Source organism: Streptomyces sp. AC550_RSS872 (genome assembly GCF_019049285.1).
GTDB lineage: Bacteria > Actinomycetota > Actinomycetes > Streptomycetales > Streptomycetaceae > Streptomyces.
Genome location: NZ_JAGMUL010000085.1, coordinates 1 through 20,766, shown reverse-complemented (window position 1 = coordinate 20,766; position 20,766 = coordinate 1). Strand labels below are relative to the sequence as shown.

The following is a 20,766-nucleotide window of genomic DNA, read 5'->3' as shown; positions in this document are numbered from 1 at the left end:
CGTGCGGTGAAGATTCGATACCTCCACCACACACGGGGGCCTTCGCCATGATCAAGCCCGGGCAGTGTTAACAACGCTCGTGATCAATACACCTAGGGGCGCAGGTGTGACGTGTCGTTGAAGAGCCGCACGCTCGCGTTGCCGTCGGTGTAGTACGCCACCGCCGAGAGGGAGGCCGCCGAGAGTTCCATGCGGAACAGGGACTCGGGCGGGGCGCCCAGGGCGAGGCGGACGAACGTCTTGATGGGCGTGACGTGCGAGACGAGCAGGACCGTACGGCCGGCGTGGGCCGCGATCAGCTTGTCGCGGGTGGCGGCGATCCGGGTGGCGGTGGCCGCGAAGCTCTCGCCGTCGCCGGTGGGGCGGGCCTCCGGGTCGGCCAGCCAGGCGTTGAGGTCCTCTGGGTAGCGCTCACGCACCTCGCCGAAGGTGAGCCCCTCCCAGGCGCCGAAGTCGGTCTCGCGCAGGCCGTCGTCGACGGTCACCTCCAGGCCGAGGCGGGCCGCGACGATCCCGGCGGTCTCCCGGGTACGGGCGAGCGGCGACGCCACGATCGCCTGGATGGTGCCGCGCCGGGCGAGGGCGGCGCCGACGCGCTCGGCCTGCTCCCGGCCGACGTCGGAGAGGGCCGGGTCGGTACCGCCGCTGCCGGAGAACCGCTTCTGGGGGGTGAGGGGGGTCTCCCCGTGCCGGAGCAGTACGAAGGTGGCGGGCGCGCCCATGTCGGCGGGGGCCCAGCCGGACGAGGGCGCGCCCACGGTGCGGGCGGCGCCGACATCGGCCTTCGCCTTGGACTCCGCCGTCGCCTTGGACTCCGCCGTCGCCTTGGACTCGGCCTCGGCGTCGACAGCGGGAGCCGGGGGAGCGGCCGGGCCACGTCCCTCCGCCAGCGCCGCGCGCGCCCGCGCCGCACCCGCGGCGGCGTCTCCCGGCGGGCCGGACGGCACAGGCTCAGGCTCAGCCACGGTCCTCGCAGCCTGCGCGCCCCTCGCGGCCCTCGCGTCAGCCGCCTCCAGCTCCGCCATGGAAGCCGCCGCCGACCACTGCTCCCCCCGCTTCCCGGCGTCCATCGCCTCGTTGGCCAGCCGGTCCGCGTGCTTGTTCTGCTCGCGGGGGATCCACTCGTACGTCACCTGAGGCGCCGCGAAGACGCGCGCCGCCTCGAAGGCCAGCGGCTTCATGTCGGGGTGCTTGATCTTCCAGCGGCCCGACATCTGCTCGATGACGAGCTTGGAGTCCATGCGGACGTGGATCGTGGCCGCCGGGTCCAGGTCGTACGCGGCGCGCAGGCCGGCCACCAGACCCCGGTACTCGGCGACGTTGTTCGTGGCGACGCCGATGTACTCGGCCGCCTCGGCCAGCGTCTGGCCCGTGGCCGCGTCGATGACCACGGCACCGTAGCCCGCGGGCCCCGGGTTGCCCCGTGACCCGCCGTCGGCCTCGACGATGAACTCCCGCACGGCACGGACTCCCAGAGTTCTCAGAGGCCGGACTCGGCCGTACGCACCAGGATCCGGCGGCAGTTCTCGCAGCGGACCACGGTGTCCGGCGCCGCCTGGCGGATCTCGTTCAGCTCGGTGATGGCGAGCTCCTGACGGCAGCCCTGGCAGGTGCGCTGGTACAGCTTGGCCGCGCCGATGCCGCCCTGCTGCTCGCGCAGCTTGTCGTAGAGCCCCAGCAGGTCGGCCGGGACGGCGCTCGCGATGACCTCGCGCTCCTTCGTCACGGTGGCCACCTCGCTGTCGATCTCCTCGAACGCCGCGTCCCGGCGGGCGGTCGCGTCGTCGACCTTCCCCTGGACGGCGCCGACCCGCTCGGTCAGCTCGGCGACCCGCTCCTGCGCGGACTCCCGGCGCTCCATGACCTCCAGGACGACGTCCTCGAGGTCGCTCTGGCGCTTGGCGAGGGAGGCGATCTCGTGCTGGAGGTTCTCCAGGTCCTTCGGGGAGGTGATGGCACCGGAGTCCAGGCGCTGCTGGTCGCGCGCGGCGCGCTGGCGCACCTGGTCCACGTCCTGCTCGGCCTTGGTCTGCTCGCGGGCGGTGTCGCTCTCCTCGGTCTGCGCGGCCACGAGCAGGTCGCGCAGCTGGGTGTGGTCCTTGGTCAGCGACTCGATCTCGGCGTGCTCGGGCAGCGACCTCCGCCGGTGCGCGAGCTGCTGGAGGCGGACGTCGAGGGCCTGGACGTCGAGGAGGCGGATCTGGTCGGCGGACGCGGCGTTCAGTTGGGGGCTCCAGATGTCGAGTCAGATGTCGAGTCAGAAGGGGCGCGCGAAGCGCTCGCTGGAAGGGTGGTGGCGGGCGACGGGTGGGCGGAGGATGCCGCGTGGGCGGTCCAGGGGTCGGTGACCGTCTTCGAGACATGGACGCGCAGGTCCCATCCCTTGCGGTCGGAGATCTCGTCGAGCTGGGTGGCGGCCAGCTCGCACCAGGGCCACTCGGTGGCCCAGTGCGCCGCGTCGAGCAGCGCGAGAGGACTGTGCGCCACGGCCTCGGACGCCGGGTGGTGGCGGAGGTCCGCGGTGAGGAAGGCGTCGACGCCGGCCGCCCGGACCTGGTCGAAGAGGCTGTCGCCGGAGCCGCCGCTGACGGCGATCGTGCGGACCGTCGCCTCGGGGTCGCCGGCCACACGGATGCCCTGCGCGGTGGCGGGGAGGCGTTCGGCGGCCTTCCGAGCCAGCTCGCGCACGGTCAGCGGGTGGTCGAGCTCGCAGATACGGCCCAGACCCCGGCGGCCGCTCGGGTCGGTCGGGTCCGGCACCAGCGGCCGTACGACACGAAGGTCCAGGGCGCCGGCAAGGGCGTCGCTCACCCCCGGGTCCGCCGTGTCGGCGTTGGTGTGCGCCACGTGCAGGGCGATGTCGTTCTTGATCAGCGTGTGCACGACCCGGCCCTTGAAGGTGGAGGCCGCGACCGTCGTCGTACCGCGCAGATAGAGCGGGTGGTGGGTGACCAGCAGGCCGGCGCCCAGCTTCACCGCCTCGTCCACGATCTCCTGGACCGGGTCGACGGCGAACAGGACCCGGGTGACCTCCTGGTCGGGGTCGCCCACGACGGTGCCGACCGCGTCCCAGGACTCGGCCCGCTCGGCGGGCCACAGGTTCTCCAGCGCGGCGATGACTTCAGACAGACGGGGCACGAGGGCAAGGCTACCTGGCTGTTCCGTACGGCTGTACCGGTCCCGGAGCTGCCGGATCGCGCCTCGTGGCCGGTCCCCTGGCCACCCGCGGACACGACCGGCCCCGCCCAGCACAATCACCCCCGTCACCTCAGGCGAATCGTTCCTCGGCCACCCCTTTGTGTGAAGCGGAACCTCGCCGATCCCACGCCCGTGCGTACGAAAACTAGCTTCGTGACTGGAGGTGACCGGACCATGACGGCCTGTGCGATCGAGCCTGCGGCGGAGCACGAGGACGGCGACGCGCCTCGGGCGGGATGCAGTATCACGACGGACGGTTCCTACGCCGCCCGTCTCGCGCCCGCCGGCGACTGCTGGTTCCCGGAGCGCTGGACCCTGGACGGCCCCGAGCCGTACGCCGTGCCGCTGCCCGCCCACCAGCCGGAGGAGCCCGGCACCGAGGTGCAGCCGATGGGCGACGGGCGGGTCCTGATCTGCCGCCCGACCGACGGACGGCATCTGTTCTCGCTGCTGTATCCGACCGGCCCCGGCACCGGTGAGCTGCTGCTGGGCGCGGTCCAGTGCCCGGACGAGCAGAGCCGGCTGCGGCTGCTGCCCCCGGCACCGGGCGGCGACAAGGCCTACGCCCTCGCGGTGGGCCGGCGCTCCAGCACGGTGTGGCTGGTGGCGGGGGGTGCCTTCGGCCCTGAACGGCTCGCGGAGGTCCCGGGGCGCTGCTCGGGCGGGGTGTGGCTGGACCGGGGTGGGCGGATGCTGGCCCTGGACCGGGAGTCCGGGGGCCGTACGAAGGCCGTCGTGGTCGATCTGGAGCGGGGCGGCGAGGTGTCGCCGCTGCTCCAGATCACGGACGACAGCGACGACCGGCTGGCGCTCGCCGACCCGGACAGCGGGCTGCTGCTGATCCGGTCGGACGCCCCCTCGCCGGGGCAGGAACGGTTGGGCTGGGGTGTGCTGGGCAGCACGCTGCCGGTTCGTTTCCCGGAGTGCCTGCGGATGCCCGACTGTGTGGTGACACCGTTCGCGATCCAGCCGGGGCAGGTGCTGACGCCGGAGGGCTGCGGGGTGGCGTTGCGCATCGACGGACCGGCCGGGAGCTGGGTCGGGGTGTGGCGGCCCGCCGAACGGCAGGTGCGTCATCTTCCGGCGCCCGAGAGGTGGTTGACGGGGGCGGGATGGTGGACGCGGGACGGGGTGCTGCAACTGCCGTACGCGACGGCGGCGGTGCCGTGCGGTGTGGCGCGCTGGGAATCGCCGAACACGGCAGCGCCCCAAAGGGGCGCGGGACTGGATTCGACTTGCGGCTACCGCCGCGCGGGCGCGACAAGCCACGACGGCACCGCACAGCCCCAACAACATGACCCGGCACCCACAGAGGTCCCTTTGGCCCCCGCGCGGACGCGCCCCGTGCCGTTGCAGCAAGCGCCGTTGGGCGGTCTTGTAACGAAGTAGTGGCGGTTGGTGTGGCCGCCTGGATTCGGCCTGTGGTCGTCTGGTTAAACTCGCCCGGCTGTAAGAAAGATCATGTTGACGGGGTGAGTTTTCCGATGAGCAACGCCAGCACGACCCAGCCGGGGCCGGCCGACGTTCACGACGTTCAGAAGTCGGCCGGTCACGGCAGGCACCGGGGTCCGGTGTCGGCCCAGGACAGCGAGACGGCTCCCCGCGGCCGTCACCGCAAGCCGATCGAGGAGAAGACCGAGACGGCGGCCTGAGGCCACGCACCGGCCATGGCATACGGCCCTGTCCCCCGTGGGGGACGGGGCCGTTCCCGTGTTCACCCCCGTTTCAGCCCCAGCACCTCCGCCGCCCCGAACGTCTCTCCCGCCGGCCGCTGCGCGTAGTGCGCGGTGAGCAGCGTGTCGAGCTCGTCGTACGTGAACGTCTCCTGCTTGCTGTCGAACTTGGCGGCGATCTGCGGCCGTTCGACGACCGCCACCATGCCACCGTGGACGACGAGCAGCTGGCCGTTGATCCGGGCGGCGGCCGGCGAGGCCAGGTAGCCGACGAGGGGGGCGACATGCTCGGGGGCGAGCGGATCCAGTCCGGCCTCCGGCCGGGCGAGGCCCGCGAAGACGTCCTCGGTCATCCGGGTGCGGGCGCGCGGGCAGATGGCGTTGGCGGTGACGCCGTACTTGGCGAGCGCGAGGGCGGTGGAGGTGGTGAGCCCGACGATGCCGCCCTTCGCGGCGGCGTAGTTGGGCTGCCCGGCCGATCCCGCGAGGAACGCCTCCGAGGAGGTGTTCACGATCCGCCCGTACACCGGCCCGCCCGCCGCCTTGGAGCGCTCGCGCCAGTGCGCGGCGGCGAAACGGATGGTGTTGAAGTGCCCTTTGAGATGGACCCGGATCACCGAGTCCCACTCCTCCTCCGCCATGGAGAAGACCATACGGTCGCGCAGGATGCCCGCGTTGTTGACCAAAATGTCCAGCTTGCCGAACTCGGCGACGGCCAACTCGACAAGCGCGCCCGCCTGGTGGAAGTCGGCGACGTCCCCGGTGTGGGCGAGTGCGGTGCCGCCCGTCGCGCGGATCTCGGCGGCGACCTCCTCGGCGGGCTCGGCGGAGGCCTCGCCCGAGCCGTCCCGGCCGGGCTGTCCGTAGTCGTTGACGACGACGGCCGCGCCGAGCCGGGCGAGCTCCAGCGCCTCGGCCCGGCCGAGCCCGCGCCCGGCGCCGGTGACGATCGCGGACAGGCCCTCGAGTGGGAGTGACATCAACGTCCCTTCGCAGCGGGGGTTTTCAGATCTCGATGCACGTACGCAGCGCCGTGCCCGTCCGCATCTGGTCCAGGGCCTCGTTGATCTCGGTCAACGGCACCCGGTGGGTGATCAGACCGGCGAGGTCGATGCGGCCGGCGCGCCACAGCGCGATCGTCCGCTCGTAGGAGCGCAGGACGTCTCCGCCGCCGTACATGGACGGCAGGATCCGCTTCTCGTCGAAGAACAGCTCGAACATGTTGAGCTGGAGGAAGTCGTCCATGGCGCCCGCGCCGACGACGACCAGGGTGCCGCCGCGCCGGGTGTTCTCGTAGGCCGTGCGGGCGGTGGCCGACCTGCCGACGACCTCGAAGACGTAGTCGAAGCCCTCGCCTGCGGTGACGTGCTGCTTGGCGTCGGCCAGTTCGTCCGGCGAGACGGCCCGCGTCGCCCCGAACCTGAGCGCGGACTCGCGGCGCGAGGCGACCGGGTCGACGGCGACGATCTCGGCGGCGCCCTTGAGCCGCGCCCCCTGGATCGCGGAGATGCCGACGCCGCCGCAGCCGATGACGGCGACCGACGAACCGGCCTCCACGTCGGCCGTGTTGAGCGCGGCACCGAGACCGGTCGTCACCCCGCAGCCGATGAGGGCGGCGATGTCGAAGGGCACGTCGTCGGGGATCGGCACCGCGCAGCCGGCGTCGACCACGACCTCCTCGGCGAAGGTGCCGGTGCCGGCGAAGCCGAAGACGTCTCCGGTGGGGCGCTTGAAGTTGGGAGTGCCGGCGTTCATGAACCCGGCCAGGCACAGCTCGGTCTGGCCGCGCTTGCAGGCGGGACAGGCACCGCAGGCGGGCAGCCAGCAGACGACGACCCGGTCGCCGGGCTTCAGGCCGCGGACGCCCTCCCCGACCTCGGTGATCTCGCCGGCGCCTTCGTGGCCGGGTACGAAAGGCGCCGGCTGGGGCAGTACGCCGTTCATCGCGGACAGGTCCGAGTGGCACAGCCCGGTGGCCCGCACCCGGACCCTCACCCGGCCGGGCCCGAAACCCACCGCCTCGACGTCGTCGAGGACCTCCAGCTTGTCCTGGCCGGTCTCGTGCAGTACGGCTGCGCGCATGGTGCGGGCTCCCCTCGTACGGCGTTCTGCTCTCGGGTGTGTTCGACGTCAGGTGTGTTCGGTGTCAGGGGTGTTCGGTGTCAGGGGTGTTCGGCGGCAGGCGTGCTCGATGTCAGGTGTGTTCGGCGTCAGGTGTGTTCAACGAGGGTGTCGGCGAGGACGGGCGCGTCCTCCCGTTCGACGGCGCTGACGGCGACCCGTACGGCGCCCTCCTGCCGCCACATGCGGATGCGCAGGGTCTCCCCGGGGTACACGACCCCGGCGAACCGGGTGACGTACGACCGCACCCGGGTCACGTCGCCGCCGAGCAGCGTGTCGACGACGGCCTTGAGCGTGATGCCGTAGGTGCACAGTCCGTGCAGGATGGGCCGCTCGAACCCGGCGACCTTGGCGAACTCGGGGTCGGCGTGCAGCGGGTTCCAGTCGCCGGAGAGGCGGTAGAGCAGGGTCTGGTCCTCGCGGATCGGCCGCTCGACGGTCCGGTCGGGCTCGCCGGTCGGAGGGGCGAGGCGGGCGGAGGGGCCTCGGTCGCCGCCCCAGCCGCCCTCGCCGCGGACGAAGATCTGGGCGTCGTTGGTCCACAACGGGCCTTCGGCGTCGGCGACTTCGGTGCGCAGCACGAGCACGGCCGCCTTGCCCTTGTCGTACACGGCGGCGATGCGGTGGGTGGCGGTGGCGGTGCCCGTCACCGGGAGGGGCCGGTGGACGGTGAGCGACTGGCCGCCGTGCAGGACGCGGGCGAGGTCGACCTCGATGCCCGGCATGGACAGTCCGCTGATCACTCCGGGCGAGCCCGAGCCCGCGACGGTGGCGAAGCTGGGCAGGACGTGCAGGCGGGACTCCAGGGTGTAGCGCAGCTCGTCGGGGTCGGTGGCCGGGACGCCCGCCCCGACGCCGAGGTGGTAGAGCTGGACGTCCTTGGAGTTCCAGGAGATCTCGCCGGTCCGGGGTTCGGCGGCGAGTGCCTTGGCTGCGTCGATGGGCATACGGCTCCTGACAGTGGCTTCAGTCAAGACCCCGGTACGGCCGTCCGCACCGTCGGCCGCACCGAGGTCGTCGCGGGCCGATCTAGAACGCGTTCCAGTCCGGCGACCTCTGTATAGCCGAGCGCACCGCAGTTGTGAAGGCTCCTGACGGAGTGTCAGGTCTGTCCGCCCGGTTCCTCGGTCCGGCGCACCCATGACATTTGTCCTGCCGGAGTGCGGACAACCGCCCCTGCCGGACGCGGGCCTCGATCCGTAGCGTCGGAGGCATGACACTGAGGACGGACCTGACGACGGGACCGAGAACAGACCTGAGGACGGACCCGAGGACGGGACCGCAGACGAAGCCGGCGGACGGGGGACGGAACATGACCTGGATGCGCAAGGTGTCGTGCACGCCGACCCCGCTGCGGGCCGGACGGCTCCCGGACACCCCGGACCCGCACCCCACCGGCTTCGCCCTGCTGCCGTGGCTGCTGCTGGGGATGGGCTCCTTCTCCAACCTCTTCCAGGGCCAGACACCCAACCCCTGGATCGGCGGCCTGGGCCTGATCACCTTCAACTCGCTCTACATCTACATAGCGACCCGTTCCTTCGTGAAGGAGAAGCGCGAGGCGCGTTCCACGCAGGTCGCGCTGGCCGCGCTGGCGGCGGTGACCTGCGCACTCGGCATGGGCTACGGCGGTTCCTGGCTGCTGTTCTTCCCTCTGCTCGGGCTGGCGACGGGGGCGGCCGTACGGATGCCGCGGCTGCGTTGGACAGGGGCCGCGGTGACCGTGCTCGCCGGGGTGACCGCGTTCGTACGGGACGGCTGGGGCGGCCTCGACATCGCCTACGCCACCTGGATCTCGACGATCGTGACGGCGGCGATCCTCTCCCTGTCCGAGGCGGTACGGGAACTGCGGGCCGCCCGCGAGGAACTGGCGCGGCGCGCGGTCGAGGAGGAACGCCTGCGCTTCTCCCGCGACCTGCACGACCTGCTCGGTCACACCCTCTCGGTGATCGTGGTCAAGTCGGAGGCGGCACGGCGGCTGGCGTCCCGCGACCTGGACGCCGCGCTGGCCCAGGTCGTCGACATCGAGTCCGTCGGCCGACAGGCCCTCACGGAGATCCGGGAGGCGGTGACGGGTTATCGGGACGGAAGCCTGGCGACGGAGCTGGACCGCGCGGACTCGGCCCTGACTGCGGCGGGCGTGACTCCTCGGATCCACCGGTCAGGCCCGCCGCTCGCTCCACGTACCGAGGCCCTGCTGGGCTGGGTGGTGCGCGAGGCGGTCACCAACGTCGTCCGCCACAGCGATGCGTCCCACTGCGAGATCGCCCTCTCCGGCACCCCGGAACGCGCCCACCTCACCGTCACCGACGACGGCACCGGCACACCCGTCACCACGCCCCGGGAGGGCATCGGCGGCACCGGCCTGAGGGGCCTGACAGAGCGCCTCGCCGCGGCGGGCGGCACGCTGACGGCGGGGCCGGGGGCGCGCCGCGGGTTCGTGGTGCGGGCGGAACTACCGGCGGAGACATGGGAGTTGACGGACGTACGCTCACCTCTCAGTCCGTCCGGCGTTTGAGAACAAGCCACTGCCCACCGCTGGAGGCGACAGCGGGGCTCGATCCTTCAGCCCCTCCGGCGTTGAAGACGAGGTCACAGCCGCCCCGAGCCCCCACCCACCCGCTGGGGACGATCCATTCAGCCCGTCCAGCGTTGAGGACGAGGCCACAGCCGCCCCGAGCCCCCACCCACCCGCTGGGGACGATCCTTTCAGCCCGTCCGGCGTTTGAGGACGAGGCCCGGAGGGCCGATGGCGGGGGTCTGGGGGCGCAGCCCCCAGGGGACGGGACGGGTAGGGGCGGCGGGGGCGAACACCGGACCCTGGGTGAACGAGCGCGCGCGGCCGGCTTCGCGGAGCGCCTCGCGGCCTACTCTTGGGCCGTGAACGAGATGCCCCGGGATCACCGGCCCGCCAAGTCCATCCGGGTTCTGCTCGCCGAGGACCAGGGCATGATGCGCGGCGCTCTCGCCTTACTGCTCGGCATGGAGCCGGACATCGAGGTCGTGGCGCAGGTGTCGGCCGGGGACGCGATCGTGGACGCCGCTCTCGTCCACCGCCCGGACGTCGCCCTCCTCGACATCGAACTCCCGGGCCGCAGCGGGCTGGACGCCGCGGCCGAGCTGCGCGACCAGGTCCCCGACTGCCGGGTGCTGATCCTCACGACCTTCGGCCGCCCCGGCTATCTGCGCCGGGCCATGGAGGCGGGCGCCGCCGGTTTCCTGGTCAAGGACGGCCCCGTGGAGGAACTCGCCGCCGCCGTCCGCCGCGTCCTGACCGGCGAGACGGTCATCGACCCGGCCCTCGCCGCGGCCGCGCTGAGCGCCGGGCCCAACCCGCTCACCGCCCGCGAGTGCGACGTCCTCAACGCCTCGACGGACGGCGCGACGGTCGCCGACATCGCGGCCAAGCTCCACCTGTCCGAGTCCACGGTCCGCAACTACCTCTCCTCCGCCATCGGCAAGACGGGCACCCGCAACCGGATGGAGGCGCTGCGGGAGGCACGTCAGCAGGGGTGGCTGTGAACCGGGACGCGCCCCGCCCTGGCCTCCTTACTTCGTCACCGCCACCGACTTGAACTCCGTCCCCTCGGGGGCCACGCACACGAACCAACTCACCGGCAAGCCGCTCACCCGGCGGATCAGGGGGTTGTCGCTGTCCAGGCGGACCTGTCCCGAAGGGTCGCGTCCGGCGCCCATCGCCTCCCACACCGTGGGCACCTCGGTGGTCGAACCGTCCTTCCATGTGCAGGTGACCTGCTGAGCGGTACTGGCGACCTTGCCGACGACCAGCCGGTTCGGTCCATCCGCGCCGGGGACCACAGGAATCGCGGCGGCCTCGATGTCCCGGCCGGCCATGTTGTCCTCACTGGTGAACGTGTCCTCGATCACCGCCTGCTCCTTGCCCGAGTCGCCGTACTCGCGCAGCACGAAGTACGAGGCCTTGCCGACGAGTTCGGAGGCGTCACGCAGACCCGTGGGGGTCTGCCCGAACTCCCGCATCGCGGCGAGCTCGGCGGTAGCCTCCCGCTTGTCGCGCGGTGCCGCCCAGACGTCGATGAGGACCCGCCACTTCTTGCCGTGGTCCGTCCCGCTCGCGAGCAGGGTCCGCGAGGGCGTGCGCACGTCCGGCGCGGGCGGCGCGGTGGGCGGGCTGGTCGCCACCGAGGCGCCCCGGCTCCCGTCCCCGCCCGGCAGCCCCGCCACCGCCAGCGTCCCCGCCGACCCGACCAGGACCAGCGTCGTGGCCGTCGCCACCGCCCAGCGGCGGGCCCTGCGGCGGCGGCCGCCCCGGATCACCGCCTGGTAGGGGGCTATACCGATTTCGACCTCGTCCGCGGCGTCGGCCAGCAGGAGGGCGATGTCCGAGTTGGCCATGTCGTGGGTCGTCATGCCGTGGTTCGTCTCCCGGTCCGCGCTCATCACTTCCACCCTCCCTGCGTCACCATCTCGGCCAGTCCCGGTATGACGCGGAGTTTCGCGATTCCCTTGGCCGCGTTGCTCTTCACCGCGCCGACGGAACAGCCCATCGCCTCCGCCGTCTGCGTCTCGGTCAGGTCCTCCCAGTACCGCAGGACCACCGCCTCCCGCTGCCGTGACGGCAGTCGGGCGAGCGCCGAAAGCAGGGCTCTGCGGTCCTCGGCCTGGGCGATGCGGTCACCGGTGTCCGCCACCTCGCGCACCAGGCCGGAGTCGTCCTTCGGCGCGAGGAACTCCTTGAGCCTTCTGCGGTGTTTGCGCGCATGTGCGTTGATCATCACGCGCCGTACATAGGCTTCCGGGTCGTCCGCCGACCCGACCTTGCGCCAGGCCACATAGACCTGCTCCAGCGTCGACTGCACCAGATCCTCCGCGGCGTGCTGCTCCCCCGTGAGGAGAAAGGCCGTCCGCAGCAGGCGTGGCCAGCGGCCGATGACAAAGCTCTGGAACTCCGAGTCCCGAGCCGCCTTGCGATCCCCCATGGGCACCTCCTTGATAAACAAAGGAGTCCATGAGGCCCCCGGACCGTTGCCTCGGGACACCCGCCAGTTTTTTCACCCCGGGCCACCCGGGCCACGGAAACCCCAGTCCGCCTCCCGCGACCCGGCGGCGTCTCCCTCAAGCCGGCCCGCTCGACTCCCGCAAGCCGGCCCGCTCGACTCCCGCGACCCCGCCCGCTCACCCCATGCGACCCCGCCCGCCCCCTCGCGCCGCGGGACACCGGCCCCGGCGGCTCAGGACGCGGCCGTCCGCCTCGGCAGCCACACCAGCATCAGCACCACTCCCCCGGCCAGCACCCACGCCCCCGCCCGGAACGCCAGCGCGTACCCCTCCGTCAGGGCCTCCGGTGTCGCGGTGCCGTCCGTGCGGGCCGCCGCCAGCGTGGACAGGACCGCCAGACCCAGGGAACCGCCCATCGTGCGCGAGGTGTTGACCAGTCCCGACACCAGCCCGGCTTCCCCCGGCTCCGCCCCGGACGTGGCCAGCGCCGCGAGCGGGGTCGCGGCGAGGCCCGCGCCCAGCATCATCAGGACGCCCGGCACCATGATCGAGGTGACGTATCCGCCCGTCACGCTCAGCGTCGACTGCCAGCCGAAGCCGACGACCGCCACGAGCGTGCCGGTAACCGCCACGTTGCGGGTACCGATCCACGGCATGAGGCGGGGCGCGAGCTTGGAGCCGAGGAGTACGGCCAGCGAGCTCGGCACGAGTGCCAGGCCGGCCTCCAGCGGGGTGTAGCCGAGCACGTTCTGGACGTACAGCGTCATGAAGTACCACATGCAGAACATGGCCGACCCGGACAGGAACATCGCCACGTTCGCCGACGACACCGCCCGCACCCGGAACAGTCCGAGCGGCATCAGCGGAGCCGCCGTACGCGCCTCCACGAGGACGAAGACGCCGATCAGGGCGAGACCGGCGAGCAGCGGCACGACCGTGGCCGTCGCCGTCCAGCCCGAGGCCTCCGTCTGCGAGATGCCGTACGCCAGGGTCGCCAGCCCCGCCGTCACCAGCACCGCGCCCGGCAGATCCAGCCGCCGCCCGTCCCCGGCCCGGCTCTCCACGAGCCACAGCAGCGCACCGGCCAGCACGACCGCGCCCACCGGCACGTTGATCAGCAGCACCCAGCGCCACGACAGCACGTCCACCAGCACACCGCCGACGAGCCCGCCCGCCGCACCGCCGCCCGCGCCGACAGCCGTCCAGGTGCCGATGGCCCGCGCCCGCGCCGCCCCCTCCGGCACCGCCGCCGTGACGATCGTCAGCGTCGAGGGCGCCAGCACCGCCGCGCCCAGCCCCTGAACGGCCCGCGCGAGCAGCAGCTGCCAGTCCTGCTGGGCCAGCCCGCCGGCCAGCGAGGCCAGGGTGAACACGGCGAGCCCGACAAGGAACATCCGCTTACGGCCGTACAGGTCACCGGCGCGCCCGCCGAGCAGCATGAACCCCGCGAAGGCGATGGCGTACGCGTTCACCACCCACTGGAGGCCCTGCGCGCTCATTCCCAGATCTGCCCGCATCGAGGGCAGCGCCACGTTCACGACGGACACGTCGAGCACGACCAGGAACTGTCCGGCGCACGCGAGCGCCACCACCAGCCAGGTGGGGGGCGCGGTACGGAGGGACAGGCGGGTGGTGGCGTCAGCGGCTCGGAGCATGAGTGTCATGCTCTCAACGACCGACGCCCCTGGCATCAGGAATTCGGCCTAGGCCCACTCCTCCAAAGGACCCAGGCCAGACCGGCTCTCCCAAGAGAAGGTCAAGAAATCGTTAGCTGGCCAAAGCATCGGAATAGTTGCCCCGGCACACCGGGTTGGTCCCTCACATGACACAAACGACGAACGACCAGCCCACCGGCAGAGCGACCGGCCCCCTCGTCCCGGTCCTCGCCTTCGCGGGCATCGTTGTCGCGGTAATGCAGACCCTGCTCGTCCCGGTCATCAAGGACCTGCCCCAGCTGCTGAGCACCACGCCCAGCAACGCCACCTGGGTCCTGACCTCCACCCTGCTCTCGGGCGCCGTCGCCACCCCGATCATGGGCCGCCTCGGCGACCTGTACGGCAAGCGGCGCATGCTGATATCCAGCCTGGCCGTCATGGTGATCGGCGCGCTGGTCAGCGCGGTCACCAGCGACCTGATCCCCATGATCGTCGGCCGTACCCTCCAGGGCTTCGCGATGGGCGCGATCCCGCTCGGCATCGGCCTGATGCGCGACATGCTGCCCCGCGAGAAGCTCGGCTCGGCGATGGCCCTGATGAGCTCGTCGATCGGCGTCGGCGGCGGCCTCGCCCTGCCCGCCGCGGCCCTGGTCGCCCAGAACGCCGATTGGCACGCCCTCTACTACGGAGCCGCCGGCCTCGGCGTCCTCTCCATCGCCCTCACCCTCCTCGTCGTACCGGAGTCCAAGGTCCGCGCGGAGGGCACCTTCGACCTCCTCGGCGCCCTCGGCCTCTCCGCAGGCCTCGTCCTCTTCCTCCTGCCGATCACCAAGGGCAGCGACTGGGGCTGGACGTCGGGCCTCACGCTGGGCATGTTCGCCGCGTCGGCAGCCGTACTCCTCCTGTGGGGCGTCTACGAGCTGCGCACGAAGGCCCCCCTGGTCGACCTGCGCACCACGGCCCGCCCGGCCGTCCTCTTCACCAACCTCGCCTCGATCATGGTCGGCGTCTCGTTCTACGTCGTCTCGCTCGTCCTCCCCCAACTGCTCCAGCTCCCGAAGGAGACGGGCTACGGCCTCGGCCAGTCCATGGTCGTCGCGGGCCTCCTGGTCGCCCCGCTCGGCCTGACGATGATGTTCACAGCCCCCGTCTACGCCCGCCTCTCCGCCAAGTACGGCCCCAAGACCACCCTCATCCTCGGCATGCTGATCATCGCGATCGGCTACGGCGCCGGCCTCGGCCTGATGAGCGCCCCCTGGCAGAGCCTGGTCATCTCGGTGGTCCTCGGCGCGGGCATCGGCCTCGCGTACTCCTCCCTCCCCGCCCTGATCGTCGGCGCCGTCCCTGCCTCGGAGACCGGCGCCGCGAACGGCCTCAACACGCTGATGCGCTCCATCGGTACGTCGGTCTCCAGCGCCGTGATCGGCATGGTGCTGGCGAACACCGCGAACGACGTCGGCGGCGTCGCGATCCCGACGATGCACGGCTTCCGGGTGTCCTTCCTGATCGCGACGGCAGCGGTCGCCGTAGGCCTGCTCCTGGCCCTCTTCCTCCCGAAGCAGCGCCCCGCCTCCGCCCGCCCCCAGCTGCGCGCCGCCGGCGAGGAGGACGCCAACCTGGAACGCGCCGAGCAGGCCCTGCGCGGCTTCCGCGGCCGCGTCCTGGACGCCGAGGGCACCCCGGTCGCCCGCGCCAAGGTCACCCTGATCGACCGGCGGGGGCGCCAGGCGGGCGCGACGCTCTCCGAGGATGACGGCAGCTATGCGCTCACCGTCCCTACGCAGGGCGCGTACGTCCTGGCGGCGCGGGCCGAGGGCCACGGGCCGCTGGCCTCTTCGGCGACGCATGCGGGCGACGAGAGCGCGGTGGATGTGGATCTGGCGTTGCCTGGTGCGAGTGTGACCGCGTAGCGCCCAAGGGGGTGCCGCGCTGTGTTGTCTGGCGGCTGCGGGTGCATCGTGGCTTGTCGCGCAGTTCCCCGCGCCCCTTTGGGTGCGCTGCCGCACCCCCCGTCACGAATTGACGGGGGGGGTGTGGTGCACCATGGGCGCCCATACACCCGTACGACCGAAAGGGACCCCATGGCCCCGGCCCCCAAGCCCGAGATCCTGGCCGCGTTCGAGGCGGCGAAGGGCTTCATGCCCACGGGCGAGGGGCTCGCGCTCTACGCGGCGGCCGTCGAGGCGGGGCGCCTCGGCCTCCCCCTCCTGGAGGTCGGCACCTACTGCGGCCGCTCCACGATCCTGCTCGCCGACGCCGCCCGCGAGGCCGGAGTGACGGCCCTCACCGTCGATCACCACCGCGGCAGCGAGGAGCAGCAGCCGGGCTGGGAGTACCACGACCCGGAGACGGTCGACCCCGAGATCGGCCTGATGGACACGCTACCGACGTTCCGCCGCACGCTGCACAAGGCGGGCCTGGAGGAGCATGTAGTGGCCCTGGTGGGCCGCTCACCGCAGGTGGCGAAGATCTGGGGCACCCCCCTCGGCCTGGTCTTCATCGACGGCGGCCACACCGACGAACACGCCACCGCCGACTACGAGGGCTGGGCCCCGCACGTCACCGAGGGCGGCCTGCTCGTCATCCACGACGTGTTCCCGAACCCGGCGGACGAGTTCACGGGCCAGGCCCCGTACCGCGTGTACCTGCGGGCGTTGGAGTCCGGCGCGTTCACGGAGGTGTCGGTCACGGACTCGCTGCGTGTGCTGCGGCGGACGGCGGCGGGCATCTGAACTCCGGCCCTGGCCGACCGCGCCTTCCCGCGCAGGCCGTGGTCGGCCCGTAAGGTGGCAGGCGTGTCGTACGTAGGCCCGGACTTCGATCCTCCCCAGCCCCGCCGCAGCCGCCGCCGAACCCTGACCGTCGCGGTCGCCGCCCTGGTGCCGGGGGCGCTGCTCGGCTGGGTGATGTACGAGGCCGTGGGCAGCCCCGGCAACACCGACGGCGGCGGCTCCGGCAACGCGGCCGTACGGCCCTCGTCCACGACGCCCTCGGACACCGCGCCGACGATCTCCGCCACTAACGACGACAAGCCCCCGGGCCCCACCCCCACCGCGGAGTCCACCACCGCGCCCGCCGCCTCCGGCCCCCTCAAGGGCAAGGTCGTCGTCATCGACCCGGGCCACAACCCGAACAACTTCCAGCACACGACCGAAATCAACCGCAAGGTGAACATCGGCACGAACTGGAAGGAGTGCGATACCACTGGCACTTCGACGAACGACGGCTACACCGAGGCCAAGTTCACTCTCGACCTCGCCCACCGCATGCGCACCCTGCTGGAGAAGCAGGGCGCCGCGGTCAAGTTCACGCAGGACGGCGACCGCTCGTGGGGCCCGTGCGTGGACGAACGCGCCCGGATCGGCAACAAGGCGAACGCCGACGCCGTCGTCTCCCTCCACGCCGACGGAGCCGCCGCCGGCCAGCGCGGCTTCCACGTCATCCTCCCCGGCAAGGTGAACGAGGGCGCTGCCAACACCGGCCCCATCGTCACCCCGTCCCGCGACCTCGGCGAGCGCATCGCGGGCTCCTTCGTCCGCGTCACGGGCAGCGCACCCTCCAACTACGTCGGCAACGGCACCGGTCTCGTCACGCGTAAGGACCTGGGCGGTCTCAATCTGTCAACGGTTCCCAAGGTGTTCATCGAGTGCGGCAACATGCGCGATAGCAAGGACGCGGCGTTGCTCACCAGTGGCGCTTGGCGGCAGAAGGCGGCGCAAGGGATCTCTGAAGGGATTGTGAGCTTCCTGAAGAAGTAGGCAGCTCAAGCCGTCGCAGTCGTCATGCACATGCTCAGATCTACCTCAAAGCGATTGCAGAAGCACTCCCTCACTTGATCGACTGACATCGACCAGAGGCGATCAGAGCCTTCCCTTTCGGGATCATGGGGGATCATTTGAAGCTCCAATCAGTCCAGCGCGGTGCCACCATTGCCGCCTTGTCCGTGAGCCTGCTCGGCGTGGGCACCACGACACAGGCTGCTCCGAGCATGAAGAGCTCTAATGTCACGAGCACGCAGGCAGGGACAACGGGGGACTCTTACGCGGGCACGAGGCTTGCCGATTTCCGCTCGGCTAAGCGGCTCATCAATGTCCGCTCACTCCCGAGCAAGTGCGGCAAGACGCCCATCGCAACGGCTGAGGGCAAAGGCAAGATGACGTTGCGCATAGACGACACACGATCTGCGGGTTCGGTGCTCTCGCGGAACATCGAGGCTTCGAACGGTGTCATCAGTGCGGGCGTCGGCTGGGATGTTTCGAAGTCGCACAGCATCACCGTGAGCGGCTCAAAGGAAGTGCCGCGCGGCAAGTACGGGACGCTCCAGGCCTACGTGAAGTACTCCGGAAAGAAGTTCGACGTACAGCAAATGATCGGGGTCGACTGGTGGACCTTCCAGACCGGCATGACGGCCTACAAACCGATCGGCGTCTGCTTCAAGTACAGCGAGCGATAGCCGAGCCTCAAGTCACGTCCGACCCTTGACGAAGCGGCCCGCAGGAGATACCCCGGCGGGCCGCTTCTCGCTGCGGACCCAAGCTTGCTGTCCACAGCACCCCTCACAGCCGTCATTGAACGTCATCGACCGAACTTGATCGAAATAGTGGGAATTGCGCCACAAGCCCTGGGTCGACATCCATTTCCTTACTACAACCCGAACACACGACCGTCACCGGCGGTATTGTTTTCCAGGCGTGCAGCGGCGACGGAAGCGCTCAGCGCGAAACACGAAGGACCTTTGAAGTCATTCACTCCCCGGCTTAAATCCGGAGCGCATCTCTCAGTTGAGAGTCGCGCTCACGTCTGACCAGCCCCAGTCATCGCCACAGGGAGGTGCACACGATGACTACGTTCAACTCACGTGAGAAGACCCACCGCGCCGTGCTTCCTCAGCGGCGCGCTCTGGAATCCGCAGGAGCAGACACCCCTGGGAGTAGGGACGAAACGGCTTGCGGACTCCCGGCCGCCGTGTCGGGCACGGGTTCTGAACATGGGCGAGGGGAGATCCTGCCGGAGGGCATCCCTCTGACAGGACGTCACCCCAACTCCGCTTCAGCGGGGAAGGGCGAGGTCCGTGAGGGCCATCCAATGGTGTTCGTTTTGGACAAACACCACCAACCGCTCATGCCATGTACGCCGGCCCGCGCCCGCAAACTCCTCAAGCAGGGCCGAGCCGTCGTGCACCGTCACACCCCTTTCGTCATCCGCCTCAAAGACCGCACCGCCGCCACCTCCGAAGTAACCGGCGTGAAGTTAGGCATCGACCCAGGTAGCAGATTCACCGGAATCGCCCTGTTCCGCACGGATGTCGACGCGAACGAGACAGCACGCCATGGCCTCTTCGCCATCGAGCTTGCACATCGAGGCGGACCGATCAGCGACAGGCTCACCTCACGGTCCACGCTGCGAAGGGCACGGAGACAGCGAAACCTCCGTTATCGAGCTCCACGCTTCAACAACCGCTCACGGCCAGAAGCCTGGCTCGCTCCGTCCCTGCGGCACCGGGTGGAGACCACCACCGCATGGGTAGACAGGATTGCTCGCTGGGCCCCTCTACGCACAGTGCATATAGAACTCGCTGCCTTTGATACTCGGGCCTTGAGCGCGGACAAGTCTGGATCTGACACGGAATATCGACGCGGTACCCTACAAGGAATGGAAGTACGCGAGTACCTCCTGATGAAGTGGAACCGGGCGTGTGCATACTGCGGAGCGTCGGACATCCCTCTCAACATCGACCACATCCATCCGCGCTCCCGGGGCGGATCTGACCGCATCTCCAACCTCACCATCGCCTGTGTTCCCTGCAACGAAAGGAAAAGCAACAGGCCGGTCGAGGACTTCCTCAAGAAGAAACCCACCCTCCTCTCGAAGATCTTTCACCAGGCGAAAGCTCCGCTGCGGGACGCCGCCGCGATGAATGCGACACGCTGCGCGCTCGTCCGGGCACTCGAAGCCCGCTACCAAGACGTGCGGCCGTCCTCCGGTGGCCGGACAAGATGGAATCGCCAACGCACGGCAACACCCAAGAGCCACACCCTTGATGCCCTGTGTGTCGGGGTCCTTGAAGCGGTGGCGCGTCACCCGGCAATCATTCATGTGGTGGCGGCAACTGGACGCGGAACCTACCGTCGCACCACCCCCGACCGGTATGGCTTCCCCCGCCTCAGCCTGCCCCGCACCAAGCAACACTTCGGCTACGCAACCGGCGATCTCGTACGCGCAAACGTCCCCACCGGCAAGAGGCAGGGCAGCCACACGGGCCGCGTCGCCGTTCGCGCTACTGGCAACTTCAACATCAAGACCATCCATGGACTGGTCCAGGGCATTCACCACCGGCACGTCCACCTTCTCCAACGAGCCGACGGCTACGCCTACACCACACGGGCCGAGGCCGTACGCGCCTGACATGAACGGTCTCAATCCGCCAACGGTTTATGAGGCGTTCAACAGCCCGGGCGACTGTGCGATAGCAAGGACGTGGCGTTGCTGACCAGCGGCGCGTGGCATAGGTGGGGCGTCCGTGGAATCTCTGAGGGGATCGTGAGTTTCCTGCACGGGTAGTGGTCCACCGGCTGATCCCTGCGGACAGCCTCGTCGGTCGGACGATAAGGTCGTCCCTACGATGAGGGGCCACCCCCGCGCTTCACACCGGGGCCTGACGGCGACATGGTGACAGCGATGCCTCCAGCGATGACGAGACGACTGAACCGAAGGACTTCTTGAAGTGAATATCCGCTCCCTCACTCGAGGCGACGGCGTGGTGATCGGAGCAGCGGTGTTGCTGTTCATCGCGTCGTTCCTCAGCTTCTACACCGCTGAAGGCGTAAGCGACACCCCGAACGCGTGGGAACGCCTCTACACCGGCATGGGCGTCTACCTGGGCGGAGTCATCGCCGCCGCTTTGATCGTCGTCAACCGCATCCTGCCGCAGCCACGCAAGATCGTCGGCCTGGACCTCGGAACTGTCGGTGCAGCGTTCGCGGTTCTCGATACGTGGATCCTCTTCTGGTTCCTGGTGGATGTACCCGACCCCGCCGAGGCCGGAGCCGGTCTCATCCTCGGCTTCCTTGCCGCCCTGGTTCTCGCCGGCGGCGCCATCGCCACCCCCCTCGTCCCCGCCCTCCAGGCCGCACTCCTCCCCACCC

18 protein-coding genes and 1 pseudogene are annotated in these 20,766 nt (G+C 70.5%); 10 read left to right on the top strand and 9 right to left on the bottom strand.

The window, feature by feature from the left end:
- Positions 1-92: 92 nt before the first annotated feature.
- The 3 genes from KUM44_RS28520 to KUM44_RS28510 are packed head-to-tail and all read right to left on the bottom strand — an operon-like array spanning position 93 to position 3,138.
- Positions 93-1,460 carry a bifunctional RNase H/acid phosphatase gene (locus KUM44_RS28520; RefSeq protein WP_217212434.1) on the bottom strand — a complete coding sequence of 456 codons (1,368 nt, stop codon included), beginning with the start codon at positions 1,458-1,460 and terminating at the stop codon, positions 93-95.
- 20 nt (positions 1,461-1,480) lie between these two features.
- A complete protein-coding gene (locus KUM44_RS47290; RefSeq protein WP_217212438.1) occupies positions 1,481-2,224 on the bottom strand; it encodes a zinc ribbon domain-containing protein in 744 nt (247 codons plus the stop codon).
- On the bottom strand, positions 2,221-3,138 hold the full coding sequence (locus KUM44_RS28510) for a Nif3-like dinuclear metal center hexameric protein (RefSeq protein WP_217212432.1): 918 nt from the start codon (positions 3,136-3,138) through the stop codon (positions 2,221-2,223). The genes KUM44_RS47290 and KUM44_RS28510 overlap by 4 nt, the downstream gene beginning before the upstream one ends.
- Positions 3,139-3,372: 234 nt before the next feature.
- Here KUM44_RS28510 and KUM44_RS28505 point away from each other — a divergent pair, with 234 nt between their 5' ends.
- On the top strand, positions 3,373-4,587 hold the full coding sequence (locus KUM44_RS28505; protein WP_217212430.1) for a hypothetical protein: 1,215 nt from the start codon (positions 3,373-3,375) through the stop codon (positions 4,585-4,587).
- 95 nt (positions 4,588-4,682) lie between these two features.
- Positions 4,683-4,850: a hypothetical protein gene (locus tag KUM44_RS28500; RefSeq protein WP_217212428.1), complete on the top strand. Its 168-nt coding sequence runs from the start codon at positions 4,683-4,685 to the stop codon at positions 4,848-4,850.
- 62 nt (positions 4,851-4,912) lie between these two features.
- Here KUM44_RS28500 and KUM44_RS28495 read toward each other — a convergent pair whose 3' ends face one another.
- From KUM44_RS28495 to KUM44_RS28485, 3 genes are all read right to left on the bottom strand, one after another.
- Positions 4,913-5,851 carry a 3-oxoacyl-ACP reductase gene (locus KUM44_RS28495; protein ID WP_217212426.1) on the bottom strand — a complete coding sequence of 313 codons (939 nt, stop codon included), beginning with the start codon at positions 5,849-5,851 and terminating at the stop codon, positions 4,913-4,915.
- A gap of 25 nt (positions 5,852-5,876) precedes the next feature.
- Positions 5,877-6,953 carry a Zn-dependent alcohol dehydrogenase gene (locus tag KUM44_RS28490; protein ID WP_217212424.1) on the bottom strand — a complete coding sequence of 359 codons (1,077 nt, stop codon included), beginning with the start codon at positions 6,951-6,953 and terminating at the stop codon, positions 5,877-5,879.
- A 128-nt stretch (positions 6,954-7,081) separates the two neighbouring features.
- The gene (locus KUM44_RS28485) at positions 7,082-7,939 is read right to left on the bottom strand and encodes a MaoC/PaaZ C-terminal domain-containing protein (protein WP_217212422.1); all 858 of its coding nucleotides are present in this window, start codon (positions 7,937-7,939) and stop codon (positions 7,082-7,084) included.
- 365 nt (positions 7,940-8,304) lie between these two features.
- On the opposite strand from KUM44_RS28485, the gene KUM44_RS28480 reads away from it, so the two are divergent.
- Positions 8,305-9,507 carry a sensor histidine kinase gene (locus KUM44_RS28480; RefSeq protein ID WP_217212421.1) on the top strand — a complete coding sequence of 401 codons (1,203 nt, stop codon included), beginning with the start codon at positions 8,305-8,307 and terminating at the stop codon, positions 9,505-9,507.
- Positions 9,508-9,878: 371 nt separating this feature from the next.
- A complete protein-coding gene (locus KUM44_RS28475; protein ID WP_217212436.1) occupies positions 9,879-10,511 on the top strand; it encodes a response regulator transcription factor in 633 nt (210 codons plus the stop codon).
- Positions 10,512-10,538: 27 nt separating this feature from the next.
- On the opposite strand, the gene KUM44_RS28470 is transcribed toward KUM44_RS28475, so the two are convergent.
- The 3 genes from KUM44_RS28470 to KUM44_RS28460 form a co-directional block, all read right to left on the bottom strand.
- Positions 10,539-11,408, bottom strand: coding sequence for a hypothetical protein (locus tag KUM44_RS28470; RefSeq protein WP_217212419.1), 870 nt, complete (start codon positions 11,406-11,408; stop codon positions 10,539-10,541).
- Positions 11,408-11,947 carry a SigE family RNA polymerase sigma factor gene (locus KUM44_RS28465; RefSeq protein WP_217212417.1) on the bottom strand — a complete coding sequence of 180 codons (540 nt, stop codon included), beginning with the start codon at positions 11,945-11,947 and terminating at the stop codon, positions 11,408-11,410. Before KUM44_RS28465 ends, KUM44_RS28470 begins: the two co-directional genes overlap by 1 nt.
- A 252-nt stretch (positions 11,948-12,199) precedes the next feature.
- The gene (locus KUM44_RS28460; RefSeq protein ID WP_217212415.1) at positions 12,200-13,630 is read right to left on the bottom strand and encodes an MFS transporter; all 1,431 of its coding nucleotides are present in this window, start codon (positions 13,628-13,630) and stop codon (positions 12,200-12,202) included.
- Between the two features lie 158 nt (positions 13,631-13,788).
- Here KUM44_RS28460 and KUM44_RS28455 point away from each other — a divergent pair, with 158 nt between their 5' ends.
- From KUM44_RS28455 to KUM44_RS28430, 6 genes and pseudogenes are all read left to right on the top strand, one after another.
- Entirely contained in the window at positions 13,789-15,531 is a 1,743-nt protein-coding gene (locus KUM44_RS28455) for an MFS transporter (protein WP_217212413.1), read from the top strand.
- Positions 15,532-15,702: 171 nt separating this feature from the next.
- Entirely contained in the window at positions 15,703-16,353 is a 651-nt protein-coding gene (locus tag KUM44_RS28450; protein WP_217212411.1) for a class I SAM-dependent methyltransferase, read from the top strand.
- Positions 16,354-16,416: 63 nt separating this feature from the next.
- Positions 16,417-17,379: an N-acetylmuramoyl-L-alanine amidase gene (locus tag KUM44_RS28445; RefSeq protein WP_217212408.1), complete on the top strand. Its 963-nt coding sequence runs from the start codon at positions 16,417-16,419 to the stop codon at positions 17,377-17,379.
- A 185-nt stretch (positions 17,380-17,564) separates the two neighbouring features.
- The gene (locus KUM44_RS28440) at positions 17,565-18,074 is read left to right on the top strand and encodes a hypothetical protein (protein ID WP_217212405.1); all 510 of its coding nucleotides are present in this window, start codon (positions 17,565-17,567) and stop codon (positions 18,072-18,074) included.
- A gap of 386 nt (positions 18,075-18,460) precedes the next feature.
- The gene (gene iscB / locus KUM44_RS28435; protein ID WP_217212404.1) at positions 18,461-20,026 is read left to right on the top strand and encodes an RNA-guided endonuclease IscB; all 1,566 of its coding nucleotides are present in this window, start codon (positions 18,461-18,463) and stop codon (positions 20,024-20,026) included.
- A 319-nt stretch (positions 20,027-20,345) separates the two neighbouring features.
- Positions 20,346-20,766, top strand: a pseudogene (locus tag KUM44_RS28430) (DUF5336 domain-containing protein); the annotation flags it as partial.